10 protein-coding genes are annotated in these 15,431 nt (G+C 43.8%); 1 reads left to right on the top strand and 9 read right to left on the bottom strand.

Annotated features, from left to right (window positions below; translation table 11 throughout):
- Window positions 1-4: 4 nt before the first annotated feature.
- From T357_RS0118470 to T357_RS0118430, 9 genes are all read right to left on the bottom strand, one after another.
- Complete coding sequence (locus tag T357_RS0118470) at window positions 5-3,697, bottom strand: ATP-binding protein (RefSeq protein WP_197027382.1); 3,693 nt, start codon at window positions 3,695-3,697, stop codon at window positions 5-7.
- A gap of 18 nt (window positions 3,698-3,715) precedes the next feature.
- Window positions 3,716-5,854 (bottom strand): HD domain-containing phosphohydrolase, encoded by a 2,139-nt coding sequence (locus T357_RS0118465; RefSeq protein WP_031555957.1) that lies wholly within the window; start codon window positions 5,852-5,854, stop codon window positions 3,716-3,718.
- Between the two features lie 202 nt (window positions 5,855-6,056).
- Window positions 6,057-6,770: a hypothetical protein gene (locus T357_RS0118460; RefSeq protein ID WP_031555954.1), complete on the bottom strand. Its 714-nt coding sequence runs from the start codon at window positions 6,768-6,770 to the stop codon at window positions 6,057-6,059.
- 85 nt (window positions 6,771-6,855) lie between these two features.
- Window positions 6,856-8,529: a sirohydrochlorin cobaltochelatase gene (locus tag T357_RS0118455; protein WP_031555951.1), complete on the bottom strand. Its 1,674-nt coding sequence runs from the start codon at window positions 8,527-8,529 to the stop codon at window positions 6,856-6,858.
- Window positions 8,530-8,700: 171 nt separating this feature from the next.
- Window positions 8,701-9,621, bottom strand: coding sequence for an ABC transporter ATP-binding protein (locus T357_RS0118450; protein WP_049962557.1), 921 nt, complete (start codon window positions 9,619-9,621; stop codon window positions 8,701-8,703).
- Complete coding sequence (locus T357_RS0118445) at window positions 9,608-10,648, bottom strand: FecCD family ABC transporter permease (protein WP_031555949.1); 1,041 nt, start codon at window positions 10,646-10,648, stop codon at window positions 9,608-9,610. Before T357_RS0118445 ends, T357_RS0118450 begins: the two co-directional genes overlap by 14 nt.
- Window positions 10,649-10,655: 7 nt before the next feature.
- On the bottom strand, window positions 10,656-12,302 hold the full coding sequence (locus T357_RS0118440; protein ID WP_049962556.1) for an ABC transporter substrate-binding protein: 1,647 nt from the start codon (window positions 12,300-12,302) through the stop codon (window positions 10,656-10,658).
- 12 nt (window positions 12,303-12,314) lie between these two features.
- On the bottom strand, window positions 12,315-13,100 hold the full coding sequence (locus T357_RS0118435; protein WP_031555942.1) for a Cof-type HAD-IIB family hydrolase: 786 nt from the start codon (window positions 13,098-13,100) through the stop codon (window positions 12,315-12,317).
- Window positions 13,101-13,557: 457 nt separating this feature from the next.
- The gene (locus T357_RS0118430) at window positions 13,558-13,773 is read right to left on the bottom strand and encodes a hypothetical protein (RefSeq protein ID WP_031555939.1); all 216 of its coding nucleotides are present in this window, start codon (window positions 13,771-13,773) and stop codon (window positions 13,558-13,560) included.
- 368 nt (window positions 13,774-14,141) lie between these two features.
- Here T357_RS0118430 and T357_RS0118425 point away from each other — a divergent pair, with 368 nt between their 5' ends.
- On the top strand, window positions 14,142-15,230 hold the full coding sequence (locus T357_RS0118425) for a PTS sugar transporter subunit IIC (protein WP_031555935.1): 1,089 nt from the start codon (window positions 14,142-14,144) through the stop codon (window positions 15,228-15,230).
- Window positions 15,231-15,431: the final 201 nt, after the last annotated feature.

Here is a 15,431-nt window from a genome sequence, read left to right as displayed (position 1 = left end):
GGTATCATTCTTTTTGATCCGTATTCATGAGCTTCTGTTTGTCTTTTGGATTTTTTAACTCATCAATAACTTTACCTGTGTCCGGTTTCTCCACCATTTCCTCAGGGAGATGCTTAAGTACTGTCTTTTCAAGTATCAGACTGTCTATAGGCTTGGTGAGCCTTCCGTTAAAACCTCTGGAGATATAATATTCTTCACTTAGGCTTGTGTTGGCTGTAAGTACGTAGACCGGAAGCTCAGGATACTTTTCCCTTATCTTCTCAAGAGTTTCCATACCGTCCATGCCCGGCATCATATGATCCAGGAGGACGATATTGAATCTGGTCTCCTTCAGTTTTTCGAGACATTCCTCTCCGCTTGAAGCGGTGGTAACAAATATCTTGGTGGGCTTTAAAAGCCCCTTTATGACACTTAGGTTCGTTGGAGTGTCATCAACCACCAGAACATCCGCATCCGGTGCTATAAACTGAGGAACATACTGACCCTTTATAATATCCTCTTCATTTTCAAGGAATGCTCCCATGGGCGAAGCATCCATTATCTTCTGCTGTACGGTAAAGATAAACTCTGAGCCTTTTCCATATGTACTCTTACAGATCAGATTGCCTCCCATAAGCTCGGCAAATCTCTTTGAGATATCCAGGCCAAGTCCCATCCCCTGCATATTGTTCTTTGAGTCCTTTACCAGACGCTCATAAGCCGTGAACAGCCTGTCCTGATCCTCTGCTTTGATTCCTATTCCCGTATCCTTAACGGAAAATACAAGGCTGCATACATCATCTTTACGTTCCGGCATATAAACCTTAAGCCTGAAGCCTCCCTTATCCGTGAACTTTACAGCATTGGTGAGAAGGTTCAATACTATCTCCTTTATCTTTCCGGAATCACCGTAAAGCTGTTTAGGTATCATCTCATCCACTTTTACATCGAAACTGAGCTCCTTCTCGGAACTTCTGACTCTTATCATGGAAACCACAGATTTCAGAAGATCTTTTACTTCATAGGATTGTTCGATAAGAGCCATTTTTCCGGACTCGACTCTGGAGATATCCAGGAAATCATTGATTATGCTGAGGAGAGATTCAGAGGCATTTCTGATGTCCATGGCGTAATTCATTATGGACATGGAATAATTCCTGGGTACTCCTTCCGTATCCTCCCTGAGAATCATTTCATCCATTCCCATTATAGTATCTATGGGGGTACGTAACTCCTGAGTTATGTTGGCAAGGAATCGTGTCTTTGCACTGTTGGCACGGTCAGCCTCATCCTTTGCCAGAAGTATCTCATGGTACTGTTTTCTGATGATGGTATTATTCATGAAATGCCATACCAGAAGTCCCACACAGACTGCTATGATGAGTATCCTGAGCAGCTTAATGATAAGAAGATCAGTCAGTTTCGGCTTCTTATATAGCCGGTAAACCACATCAGAAATTACGGTTCTTCCATCTTTTTCAAATACCTCCACATGAAGGTCATAGTTTCCGTATGGAAGATCTGTGTACTCCAGTGCATTTAGCTGACTTCTGTTTTCATAAACACCTTCATCGGATACTCCATGTAAATATACGTGAATAAGCGGATCTGCCATGGAATATTCAAAAATATCCGGAAGTATCCTTACACGGCTTACATCTGACGGAATGGTATATAGCCCGTTATCATCCGGATATACCTTTGTGCCGTCACAGTCTATGCTTTCCAGACCTATCTTAACGTAGGAACTGCTTTGGTTCAGCTCTTTGATACCTGTTCTGATAACACCCTGTCTTCCCGCGATAAAAAGCTCTCCGTTACTGTTCATTGCACTGAAAGAATTACCCGTTATGGCATAAGGCATTCCGTTTTTAACAGTATAGAGATCATATTCATTGATGCAATCCGAAAGCATTTCCCTATCGTCAACGATGTAGAGTCCCAATGATGACAGGACATAAAGTTTATCTCCCTCATCAAAGTAAATGTCATAGTTATTGCTGTAAGGAAAGCTTGAGACATGCTTCAGGACTCCGTCCTTTATGTACTGAACAGAGTTTGAGGTTATGACCCAGATAACGTTTCTTTCGCTATCTTCCTTTATTCGGAGGATAACATCACTGGTGAGTCCATCTTCACGGGTAATGTTTGTAACCTTATCATTTTCTATCACAAAAATACCGCCGCCATCGGTACCAAGGTAGACTTTGCCATCGGCACATTGCGCCAGTGTAAGAATGACTCCGTTTGTGAGTCCTTCCTTTGCTCCGAAAGTTTTGGTCACCTTGCCGTCACTGATGACCGCCATTCCTTCATTAGTACCAACCAGTATATCTCCGTTTCCGGCTTCGGTTGTGCATCTTATTTCTTCAGACGGAAGACCATCCTTTTTTGTATAGGCAGTAATGAGTCCCGAAGGTTCTCTTTTCACAAGACCCATTCCGTTTGTATAAACCGATACCCAGACATTGCTTTTTGAATCCTTCAGGATATTTCTGATCCTGTTTTTTCCCAGGAATCCTGTAAGCTCATCATTTAAAAGTTTTCCTGTTTTATCGATAACCTTATAGCCGCCGTCGTAGCCTATGTGTATATTGTTGTTTACCAGGCAGACTGCATTAACTGCGCCTTCATTTACTCCGGTATCCTCAGTAAGGTCAATGAAATTGTTGGAAACAAGCTTCATGACTCCCTGCTTTGAGGATACGAACCAGAGATTACCCTGATAATCAGCTGTCATCTTTTCGAGACCGCTATGGAATTTTATATTGGAGAGTACCTGAAGCTTGTGTGAATCATCAAGATACCCTACCGTATCCGAAGACATAACCCAGATCCTGCCGCAGTTATAGCTTATCCAGTGAGCATTGGAAATGGGGGCAATTGATATCCGCTCCATTTTACCGTCTGAAGCCCCGAAATCCCCATAGTAAACCTCGGAATTTTCGGTCAGGATGTAGATTTTCCCATCATTCTTCGGGTCCGGTAATATTGATGAAATATCGTCTATGTTAAATTCTTCACCGGTATGGACTTCCGACAAAGAACCGTCTTTGATGGTAAAAATGATTCCTCCAAAAGTAAGACCGTAAACCTTACCGCCTGTGGTTCTTGAAAGCTGTAAGATGCGGTGGCTTTCTATTCTTTCGTCCGAAAGCCTTCTTACTCTTCCGTCAATATCTATGTATACGAGTCCCCCTACGGTTCCGATGTAGACATTACCATTACTGTCCTCTGTAAACGTACGGGCTGAAGAGGATGGCAGTCCTTCCTTATAGGTGTAGTGAGTACTGTTTTCTCCATCAACGACAACCACCCCGTTATCATTGGTTCCAACCCATATCCTGCCTTTACTGTCTTCAAATATATCTCTGCCGCTGGTGAGACCGCCGGTGGAATCCAGTCTCTCAAATCTCTGTCCGTCATAGCGCAGTACACCGCTGTATCCGCCTAACCAGATATGCCCGTCCGAGGCACTTAGGATACACATGGCATCGGAAGTGGGAAGCCCGTTTGTTGCATCGTAAACCTCGGTTGTGTATGACATTCCGGCCACCTGTCCCGACGCAGCGTAACCTCCGCCTATCTTGACTGGGGCACCTTCGGGCACACTGCTCCCCGCTTCGGCAGCTGATGCCTTAAGGCTACAAAAACCAAAGACGACCATACATAGTACAGTCACCAATATCTTCAGTTTGTTTTTTACCGGATACATCATGAGCATCATTACTCCTACTTACTCTGTCTTGTTATACTTTCTTAGAACAGTCTTTACTTCAGGCATTGCCTCGAAAAATACTTCTATGCACTTTGGGTCAAACTGGGTTCCGGCGCCCTCATTCAGTATTTCCAGGGCTTTATCCAAAGGAAATGCCGGTTTATAAACTCTTGGAGAGGTAAGTGCATCAAACACATCGGCAACTGCCATGATGCGGGCAGAAAGAGGGATAACCTCTCCGTGAAGTCCCTCAGGATACCCTTTTCCGTCCCATCTTTCATGATGGTAAGCTGCCATATTACGGGCTTCCTTCAGATAGCTTTCACCCGAAACCGTACTTATGGCATCCTCGATTATCTTCTTTCCATGAATCGTATGGGTCTTCATGATCTCAAACTCTTCAGGAGTAAGCTTTCCGGGTTTGTTAAGCACACTGTCTGAAATATTGATCTTCCCTACATCATGAAGAGGTGCACTTCTCACAACATCCGACTTAAATTTAGGGGTTATCTTTTCCGCGTAATAACCTTTTTTCTCCAGACCTTCAACAATTATCTTCACATAAGCCGCTGTTTTCTGAATATGTGCACCTGTGTCGGAATCACGATTTTCCACCATGTTTGCCATGGTCATGATAAGCCCCTGCTGCATCTTTGCTGTGGACTCGTTAAGACGTCTCAGGCTTCTCATTTGTTCTGCCTGGTTCAGGGTCATATCGCAGATAGAGGTGTATAATTTTTCAACTTCGTCTCCGGTATAGATATCAAGTCTCCTGAGAGCTCTCACATTGTTATCCAGTGCTTTCTGGTCATATCCGGAATGTGAAAAGCTGTCCACACACTTTGCAAGACTGCTTATAGGGAAGGCATTGTAAATATCTGACATCCAGATAGCGAAAACCAGTATAACCAGGAAGAATCCTGCAAGAATAGTCATTACCTTGAGAAGGAACTTCTGCATATATATCGCCATGTAATCAAGACTTACATCGGCGCCCACATAGCAGGCACAATTACCCTCTTCATCTTTCACGGGGTAATAAACTGTCAGCAGCCATTTGCCTAGACTGTTGTTCTCTATAGGCTCAATCTCCTTTCCCTCAAGAAGATCCGGCAGGTAAGGATAAAAAGCATCTTCAATGAGACTGAACTCACCGGGTTCATAAGTCTTTGCACCGTCGTCCGATTCCAGATCAAAGATGAATATCACGCCTCTTTCATCTATCTTCAGGGCATACAGATATTCTACCCCTATGGCATTTTTACGAATCTTATAAAGAAGCTCTTCCGTTTCATTGTAACCGTCAACGCTCCTGCCTCTTTTTATGTAGTCATTGACCTTACCGGGATCAATGACAGAGGCCGCGAAGACAACTGCATTTTTTGCATTCTCAGTTCTGTCATTTTTTTCGTTGTCATAGTAAATGCTTCCGCCTATCCATCCCATTACGGTACATAGTATGAAAGCTATACTTACGATAACGAGGGTCATCCTGGTTCTTGAGGATTTCTTCAGATCCTTTTCCCATTCTTTTATCTCAACAAGTTCTTCGTTAGTGAGGGGTCTCTGCCTCCATATTCCTGCAATGATGCTCCTCTTTTTTCCTTCAGGAATATAACGAAGAAGAAAGGATACAACAAAAACTGTTAATGCCTTATCCAGAATGTTGAAAAGTATATTGATGATCAAATAGGAAACAGCGAAGGAAGTATGCAGCGATCTTGAGAGAGTCTCAATGAATACATTCATGGAAAAACTCAGGGGTGACTCAAATACTCCAAGTCCCACCATAGTTCCCAGAATTCCCGAAAATGTGCCTGAGACAAGTGCAAACCGCAACGCATCAACCGGTTTTTGAAAGTCGTATTTTCTCAAAAACCAGACAGTGTACATGGCAACCAATACGTTTACGAATGCAAAATACAGCATTCCGTTTTTTATAAAATTGCATATGATATTTGTTGCAAATGCCGTCAGGACTCCGGGGAATATTCCTCCCAGGGCAGCAACGCCTACGCTTCCGATGGTATCCATAAATATAGGAAGCTCAAGTTTTTCCACAATGAAAAACATGACCACATTTATGATCACACCAATGATCACAAGGATGGCACGTTCCCGGATATTCCGTTGTATTCTTTTAGAATTATATTCCATAATCCGTTGCTCCGTATATGTAAGACCATCAAGGGTACTTTTGCTTTAATGAGAAGCTCTGAATTTGACAGATTTTTCCAATTCTTTGTAATGCACAGACTTATAATATATTCGTCGGCAGAATTCTCAAAAAATATATAAATTTATAATAAAAAAAAAATCAGTTCAGCCTTTGTTTTGGCTGAACTGATTTCAATTTTTATCAGGATTTAAATCTGAGTGTCAGTTTCGCTGCATTGGCGGAAACTGTGTTTACGATGTTGTCAACGTCTGCCAGGGCCTCGCTCAGTTTTCTTCCACTCTTTACTTCTGCAACGATAATATTAGAAAGGATTTCTGTCATCATATTGCTGACGTCGTCAGGTCCAAAGGAGACTTTGCCATCCTTGTCAACATTAGCTCTCATCTGAAAAGCTCTGCCATGAGGAAACATGGCCGGCATAGGCTGCGGAGCCGACATGGCACTTAACCGATCCCTCAGGGCTTCCATAATATGTTTTCCCAAAGGTGAGTTAATGTCTATCTCATGTATGCCATTTATATCAATCGCGTCTCCCACATCCTGCTTAAGCTTTTGCGACTGTTTTTCAATATCTGCTTTTGAATCATTGTATTTTTTGTCAAGCTGTTCTATATCACGGTTAAATTCCCGAAGTTTGTCATGGGTGCATTTAACAACTGTCTCAGCCAGTTTGTCATAGGTAGAAACGATTGAACCATCCTCTATACGCCCATCCACGTAGGCGACAAAATCCTCCATTACCTGAAATCTGTCATCCTGGGACCTGTCCAGAAGGATGAGGAGATCTTCATTACCCTTTCCCATATATGCAGAGTACACTCTGTCATCTGCATCATAAATATATAAAATATAATGATCTTCAAAACCATCTATTTTTTTCTTAATAGCATTCATACATGTGTCCTCCGTGGTCCTATTATACTAATCGGCAAAAAACAGTAAACAGATAATACCTCAGCCTATACAAAAAATCAAATGGTCAGGCCAATGTCACCTTCACCTTATGATCGTACCATTTGCCCTTTGTGCCAAGGAGGGCAAGGTCAAATTCCTCATCCAGTGCCTCAACCGGGATATCGAAACCATATACCTCTTCCTTTGTTCCGTCGGAGTAGGTCACCTCATCAGTAGTTGGCTCCAATGTCTTTGCACCGGCTTTTTCGGCATCTTTTGCTGTACCCGGGAAGAGCTTTACTATATTCTTTGAAGCAAGACTTACATGGATAGTCATCCTGCCGTCTTCCACAGTAAGTTTTCCGAGGTCGGCATTAGCCTCATTTACATGGAACATGCTGCTGTCGGTGGTGAACTTGGCATCATACTCTCCGTCCTCAAGGGCAGTTACTTCTTCTGTGGTCCGCCCGGTTCCGGCTGATTTCTGTGAAGCTTTGATGGCAGCACCGGAATGTGCGGCATAAACTTCCTGAACTTCCTTTATGCTTCCGAGACCTGCAATCTGTGTGTCCACACTGTCAAATGCTTCGGTCGCAAGGAACATGCTCTTCCAGGAATCCTCTTCATCACCGGCCATATCATTGTTTGCGTGATCTCCGGCAACCACCATGAGAGGTCTGAGAATAACCTTCTTGTAGCCGGCATCCTTTATTTTTTCGATAACCGCTTCGCAGGCTGTATCCTCAGGCTCACCCTCAACAGTTCCGATGAAAACATTGGCATATCCAAGCTTTTCCATCTGTGCCTGCATCTGGCTATAAGTCACCTTTGCCGTGTGAGAAGTTCCGTGGCCCATAAATACGAAAGCTGTGCCGTCTTTTTCTGCATCCTTTATATCCTTGAAGCCGGCAGTCTTAAGCGCTTCCTCTGTGATCGCCTCGGCTACGGACTCCTTGTCTTCATTTACTGTATCTGCATCTTTTCCTACCTGGCCAAGGAGAGGCTCAGCAACAGTAACACTCTCGAACATATCTTCATAATCTGCCAGCGTGTCGCAGAGCTCGTCATACTCCGCACCATGCATTAGATGTGTAGGCTGAACCACAAGATTCTTCACCTTATTTTGAACGGCACGCTCCAGCGCCTGCTCAACATTGTCGATCTTTTCCTCATCACGGGCCTGTATATGGTTAATGATGACCTGAGCGGTGAAAGCTCTTCTTACTGACCAGTCCGGGAATTCCTCTGCAAGGTACTTTTCGATACCACCAATGTCTTCTGCTCTGCTGTTATTGAAGGATGTTCCGAAGCTCACCACCAGGAGCTCGTTTTCGCCAATGTCATCGGCATTCAAAGGATCGTCCTTTGAGACATCACCTGTATCTCTTCCGAAATAATCGGGATCCGCATGCTCGCCTTCAACCATTTCCTTCTGCTCATCTGTAAGAGCGTCCCAGGCTTCCTTTGCCTCCCTGCACTGCTCATCTGTGTCATCGTTTCTTTCCTGAACATAAATGGCGTCGATAAGTTCGGCAACATGATCAGCTTTTGCCTTATCATCTTCTTCGGAAGCTTCGCCTGATGCAGCGGTTGTCTCTTCTTTTGCTTCCTCTGTTGTTTCTTCAGCCTTTTCATTTTCCTGAGCCGTAGCCGCTTCTGTTGCTGCACCTGCTTCAGGTACACTTGTGCTTTCGCAGGCCGCCATCGTGACTGATGTAAGCACCGCGGCTAAAATCACTGCAAGTTTTCTCTTTTTCATAATTCCTCCTTTAAAAAAACATTCTTGATGTAAATATTAAAAATCGACATCGAATCGTTCCGCACAAAGCGCTCACATGGGATTGTCAGCTCATTTAAATTCTCTGTGCGATGGGATAAGGCTTATATATGGCAGTTCCTTTTGAACTGCCATATATCCCGCATATCCTATTTATAACACGAATCTCATGGATTGCAACATTAGCTCAAACTGCTCATCCGTAATGTCATAAAGATCCTTGATAACAGAAGACTGTAATACTTCTTCCGGTTTCCCTGTCCTGCCAATGCCTTCTTCCTTTACGCATATGACCTTATCTGCAATAACTCTCGCAAGCTCAAATTCATGAAGAGACATGACTATAGTGATGTGTCTTTCGCTTCTCAGCTTTTTAAATATTTCTATCAGTTCCAGTTTATGTCGGATGTCGAGATATGACATAGGTTCATCCAGAATCAGTATCTCCGGCTCCTGGGCAAGAGCTCTTCCGATAAGTATCCTCTGTTTCTGCCCGTCGCTGAGCTTCCTGAAGAGTCTGTCAGCAAGCTCCTGAATTCCCAAGATCTTTATGACATTGTCCACCACAGCGTGGTCACTTTCACTGAGTATCCCCATTTTACCTGTGTAAGGATATCTTCCGGTTTCGATAATGTCTCTGCCGGTCATATATTCCGGATCTATCCGCTCAGTCAAAAGCAGCGACAGAACTTTCGCAAGCTCCCCCTGATCATACCCGTCAAGCTCCCGTCCGTTCACATAAGCAACTCCGGAAACTGGCTGAAGCTGTCTTGAGACAGTCTTTAAAATAGTTGACTTTCCGGCTCCGTTTGGGCCTATCAGGGTGACTATCTCTCCTTTTCCGATGACGAAATCAATGTTCTCTATGATGGCATTACCCTCATACCCAACGGAAAGTTCGTTGAGCCTGATGATATCTTTCATAGTGGCATTACTGTCGTCCCCTACAGAAAGGCCGTAGGGATTGATGATATTTTTTTTTAGGATATCGCCATCATCCCTAACGGAAGGTCCGTTCGGTTTCAAGGCATCATTGGCCATTTCTTTGTCGGTATAATTTTCAGACCTTTCCATCCAGCCTCCTGTCCATCAGCATAAAAATTACTATAGGAGCTCCAAAGATACTTGTAACCGTGCTTATGTTAAGCTCCGTGGGAGCAAAAGTACATCTCGCTATAAGATCGCACAACATGCAGAAAACCGCGCCGCACATAAATGATACCGGAATAAGCACCGTGGGCTCCGAGCTTTTAAGCATCTGTTTTGAAAGAAATGGAACTGCTATGCCCACAAAAGAAATCGGTCCCGCAAAGGCAGTTACGCAGGCCGAAAGAACACTTGATAAAAGGATGATGACTATCCGGAAGACTTTGACATTGACACCCATGCTTTTTGCATAATTCTCTCCAAGCCGGAGCGCTCCTATGGGTTTTGATAAAAGAAAAGTGATGATAAGGGTAATGCCTATGACTGCTGCGGAGACACAAACCCCGTCCCAGCTCATACCGGAAAAACTGCCCATGGACCACCCTCTCAGATTTATGATGTCCTTATCCTCCGCAAAGGTCAAAAGGAAATCCGTTGCCGCGGAACAAATATAGCCTATCATGATTCCGGCCACCAGGAGTCCGGCTTTATGCCTGACACTGCCCGAAACAAAGATAATGAATGCTGTTGACAGAAGTGCACCGGCAAAGGCTGAAAGAATCATGGAAAGCGATGAGCCGGATTTTGACATACTTACCCAGAAAATCATATTGAGGGCAACAGTGAATTTGGCTCCGGAGGATATGCCCAGCACAAAGGGTCCGGCTATAGGGTTTCCGAAAAAGGTCTGAAGCAGAAACCCGGATACTGCAAGAGCCCCTCCCAGAAGAGCGGCCATGATAACTCTCGGCAGCCTGATGATCAGGATGATCTTGGAGACATTGGTATCACCTGCGGTGCCTGTCAGGATCCCGAGGATGTCACTTACGGAAACCGGCACACTTCCTGTGATAATATTGAGTACAAATACGACAGAAAATGCCAGGACCAGAAAGATGCCGACCCAAAGATATCGATGTATTCTTTTTTGACCTATTGTATTCTTTTCATTCATTATTATATTATTTGCATTTTACCAGAAAAGCCGCAGCTTCATCACTGCCGGTTAAAATAATGTTTATGTCCTTCGCAAATTCGGAAACCCTGTCGGTAGACTGATAGAATTTCCTGTCGATAAGGTAAACATTACCCTCTTTTACCGCTTTAAAATCCTTTAAAAGCGGAGATTTGTTCAGAAGGTCGTTGAGGGTTTTTACATCCGTATCAATGTTTGTGTTGTAGATGAGAAAATCTGCCCCGGAAGCTTTTGCGTAAAATTCTTCCATAGATATGCCGGTACTTCCGGACTCAATGGAATCAAAAACATTGATACCACCGCCGTCTCTTATCATGGCAGAAACATAATCTTCTGAATCCCGGACTATGGCAAGTCCCCGGGTGTTGAAATGGAAAAAGGCAACGGTTTTATCCGTTTTTTTGAAGCCGGTATCGGCTCCTGACCGCACTACTTCATCCTCGAAGAAAGCTTCCGCCTTTTCCTCTTCATCCAGAAAAGCCCCGTACAAACGAATCCATTCTGTGCGACCAAGAGCACTTGTTTCATAGCTTGACCAGTCAGTAAAAACGGGAATGCTCAAAGTCTCAAGCTGCTCCTTCACATTAGGCTCATGAAGGATCATGGTTGATTCTATGGCAAGCTCACAGCCTCCCGTAATGAGGGTTTCATAATCCGGCGCACTGTACTTTCCCGCAAACTTCATCCTGCCTGATTCCAATGCTTCCTTCGGTGCCTCAATGCTCCATCCCGACACATCCGTACCGGTAAAGCTGACAGAGTCGATTTCCCCCAGGGCATCAAAAAGTGACATGGCACTTGTTGCAGCGAGATATATGTTACTGACCGGTTTTCTCAGAACTGTTGTGTTTTCCGGTAGTTTTTCCGGCACCTCAGCATCCCTCGGGAGTAGGAGAAACCTGCTTCCGTCTATGACTGAAATAAGCTTTATATCATTATCATAATAGTGAACCGCGAAACCCTTTGCATACTTAAGCTCCATTGAGTGATCATAATTTAATCCTTCTATAGCAGGTATTTCTTTTGAAAGGTCTAAGGACTTATCATTGATCTGTACTTTTACTTCGGCTCTTATATCCTCCGTATCACTTCCGATGCTCACTTCGCCACTCTCTTCGTGGTTGACCTTCGTTTCGGAGGTAACTGCACTGCTTCCCAGGGTTTTTCCTTCAGTACTGCTTCCCGGGTCATTTCCCGCCGCACTGCTTTTAGGGTTATTTCCTTCGGCACTAATATTAGGGTTATTTGTCGCTCCCGATATTTCATCGAGAGAAATGTATATCGTGTAGCTTATCTCGTGGGGTGAGGACATAGCCGTGGTGCAGCCTATGAGCGTCATCTCCTCATCCAGCTTCACAGGCACTTTGAAAGTCGATGATTTATCCGTATATTCTCCGGTGATCTTTGTATCATCAACACGGACATACTCATAATTCGGACTGGAAAACGATATTGAGGCTACGGCCTCTCCGCCTGAAAGCTCAACCTCTTCACAGGATATCGTAACCCTGCCGCTTCCTCCGGAATAATGAAATACCGAAGGAACATATGTGCCATCAGGCCTTGATTTTCCACAAGATATAAGAAAGAAAAATGCCAGTAGCAGAACCGGCAGAATTGTTTTACGGGTCATTTATTTCCTCAATCATAATGACTTCAAAACTTCAAGTACGCCATCTTCCCAATAAGGCTTTATTACCTCATCCGCAACAGCCTTAAGCTCATCTCTTGCATTACCGACAGCGTAGCTGTGTCCGGCATTCTTGAGCATTTCCATGTCATTGATATTATCCCCAAAGGCATAAGTATCCTCTTTACTGATACCGAGATACTCCTGAAGCCATTTTAATGCAGTCCCCTTGCTTGCATGCTTCTCCACACAATCCATCCAGGCACTGCCGGCTGATGCAATCTTCGCTTTATCCTTCCATTTTGGAGTAAAGCTTTCCCTGCATGCCTCCTCACAGTCAACTCCATGAAAAATCGAAAACTTAATAACCGGGTCCTTTATATCTTCGATATCCTTCATAGGAGTCATCTCAAACCCATAAGACTCAGTAAGCCAGTGATACATCTCACTATCCGGATCCGGTGCATATCCTGCAGCTCCTGTTGAAATAAAACCATCACACCCGGGAATCTTCATAGCATCCCTGAATAACCCCTTCCAGAGACTTTCTTCAATAGGAAAGGTTTTGATGATCTCCCCATCCTTCCATATGCTGGTTCCGCCATCGCAAATAAAATATAATTCATTCACTAATGAACCTAAAAGCTTCGAAGCACTAGAGAAAGACCTGCCGCTGGAAATCACCACCTGAATCCCTTTATTCAGTAATTCCTTTACCACTTCGAAATACTCCGGATTGATATCCAAAGTCCCATCCTTCACCAACGTTCCATCAACATCTGAAATCACAATCTTATTCATATATAAACCTCAAAACCATTTAGAGTTGCTCTCACTGTACAGATTTTTATTCTATATATTTTCAGGGCGACATGCAAGTTTGATTGATATGTAGAACAGTTCAGCCGGTATGCCTTATTTTCGCAGTGAACAAGGCATTACATTGACCCATATTCCGGTTACCAGCATTTGAGTCATCCTGAATGGCAGGTTATATTGACTTTATTTCAGGTAATCAGGATTTGGGTCATCCTGAATGGCAGGTTACATTGACTCTATTTCAGGTAATCAGGATTTGGGTCATTCTGAATGGCAGGTTACATTGACTTATATTCTTAATTCTGAGTTTTAAGGTCAATCAGTGGTTCCAATAACTCCGGATGGTGAGAAAAATAGCCGACCACGGTCTTCGCGAACCATTGCCGGCTGAACTGTTACTCCCCAACAAAAAAGACGGTCGCCCGTCAAGGTGATCGTCTTATCTGTCCAGCACCTGCAACTGCCAAAGATCCATGTCTTCCAAAGAAAACGTATTATGGGTCGGTGTAAATGCCGATGCAAGTTCTTTTGCGGTAACAGTGAAAATGTTTGCCATTCCCGTGACAAGAGTGATCATACCCTCCTCTTCATTGATAACGGCAGCATGTTTTCCGTCCGCAATGTTCTTGTAAATTCTAGTCTCGTTGATAACCATGAAATACCTCCTATATCAAGACTAATCAGTGAGTTAACATACAGATCCTGCCTTTTGCTGCCGACACACATTTTAGACCCGTACAATTACTCACATAGTGCTGTAAATTTGTTACACAAAAATTTCTTTACTCTTTATTATATCGGCAAAAATTATTTTTACTATAACAAAAGATTATTTATTTTTACAAAATTTATAAAAAATAATAGTAGATATTCAAAAATATAATTTTATATATCTCTTCTTTGGTGTAAAATGTTTTTCAATTGCAGTTTCTTCGGATGATCAAAATTTATCATTCTGATGATCAGTGCAGTTCAAGCAGTATCTCGGATTTTTTTATTCGTTATACATGAAGGGGGAAAACAATGGAAAACTTCAAATCATTTCTGAAACGTAAGGATATCGAGATTTCAGTGAAGCGCTATCTTATCGATGCTCTGGGTGCTATGGCACAAGGACTATTTGCTTCACTTCTTATAGGAACTATCATAAACACACTTGGTTCCCAGTTTCATATTCCGTTCCTGACCAGCACAGTGGCAACAATCGCAGGCACGGAATATACCGTAGGCGGACTTGCTTCCGCAATGAGTGGTCCGGCAATGGCTGTAGCCATCGGTTATGCACTTCATTGCCCGCCATTGGTTCTGTTTTCTCTCATTACAGTAGGCTTCGCTTCCAATGCCTTGGGCGGTGCAGGCGGACCTCTCGCGGTACTCTTTGTAGCAATCTTCGCAGCAGAAGCCGGTAAAGCCATCTCAAAGGAGACAAAGATAGATATTCTTATAACTCCGCTCCTGACCATCGGCGTAGGCATTTTCCTCTCAGCCCTGTGGGCTCCTGCACTTGGAAAGGCAGCCATGAAAACCGGAACTCTTATAATGTGGGCTACTGCTCAGCAGCCTTTCATCATGGGAATTCTTGTGTCTGTCATCGTGGGCATAGCATTAACACTTCCTATTTCTTCCGCAGCCATATGTGCGGCTTTAAGCCTCACCGGACTTGCCGGCGGTGCTGCAGTTGCAGGCTGCTGTGCACAGATGGTAGGCTTTGCGTTTATGAGTTTTAAAGAAAACGGCGTGGGCGGCCTCGTATCCCAGGGCATAGGAACCTCCATGCTCCAGATGGGAAACATAGTTAAGAATCCCCGCATATGGATCGCTCCTATACTTTGCTCCGCCATCACGGGACCTCTCGCAACATGCGTTTTTAAAATGCAGATGAACGGAACTCCTATTTCATCCGGCATGGGAACCTGCGGATTCGTCGGTCAGATCGGTGTTTACACAGGCTGGCTCAATGACATTCAGGCCGGCACAAAGGCTGCCATCACAGCAAATGACTGGATCGCTTTATTCCTGATATGCTTCATCCTTCCCGCAGTTTTGTGTCCGGTATTCAATATGTTCTTTACAAAGCTCGGCTGGGTAAAACCCGGAGACATGAAACTTTGATAAATCGAGCCGGGGTAAGTTGTTTACTTATCTTGAAAACAATTACAACAATGTCTTAACTTTTTCGAGATGGCCAGAACTATAGACTGCTCCTGGACATTTATAAATAAATCACAACCACCCGTCAAACGGGTGGTTTGCTCTGAGGCTATAAGCCTCTGATTACTCAGCCGGCGTCTCAAGGCGCTGGCTTTCACTTTG

Source organism: Oribacterium sp. FC2011, assembly GCF_000701645.1.
Taxonomy (GTDB): domain Bacteria; phylum Bacillota; class Clostridia; order Lachnospirales; family Lachnospiraceae; genus Oribacterium.
This window is presented reverse-complemented; position numbering and strand designations above follow the sequence as displayed.

Coding starts and splice junctions, on each gene's coding strand:
- T357_RS0118470 (WP_197027382.1), bottom strand. CDS start 3,697: ATGATGTATCCGGTAAAAAACAAACTGAAGATATTGGTGACTGTACTA.
- T357_RS0118465 (WP_031555957.1), bottom strand. CDS start 5,854: ATGGAATATAATTCTAAAAGAATACAACGGAATATCCGGGAACGTGCC.
- T357_RS0118460 (WP_031555954.1), bottom strand. CDS start 6,770: ATGAATGCTATTAAGAAAAAAATAGATGGTTTTGAAGATCATTATATT.
- T357_RS0118455 (WP_031555951.1), bottom strand. CDS start 8,529: ATGAAAAAGAGAAAACTTGCAGTGATTTTAGCCGCGGTGCTTACATCA.
- T357_RS0118450 (WP_049962557.1), bottom strand. CDS start 9,621: ATGGAAAGGTCTGAAAATTATACCGACAAAGAAATGGCCAATGATGCC.
- T357_RS0118445 (WP_031555949.1), bottom strand. CDS start 10,648: ATGAATGAAAAGAATACAATAGGTCAAAAAAGAATACATCGATATCTT.
- T357_RS0118440 (WP_049962556.1), bottom strand. CDS start 12,302: ATGACCCGTAAAACAATTCTGCCGGTTCTGCTACTGGCATTTTTCTTT.
- T357_RS0118435 (WP_031555942.1), bottom strand. CDS start 13,100: ATGAATAAGATTGTGATTTCAGATGTTGATGGAACGTTGGTGAAGGAT.
- T357_RS0118430 (WP_031555939.1), bottom strand. CDS start 13,773: ATGGTTATCAACGAGACTAGAATTTACAAGAACATTGCGGACGGAAAA.
- T357_RS0118425 (WP_031555935.1), top strand. CDS start 14,142: ATGGAAAACTTCAAATCATTTCTGAAACGTAAGGATATCGAGATTTCA.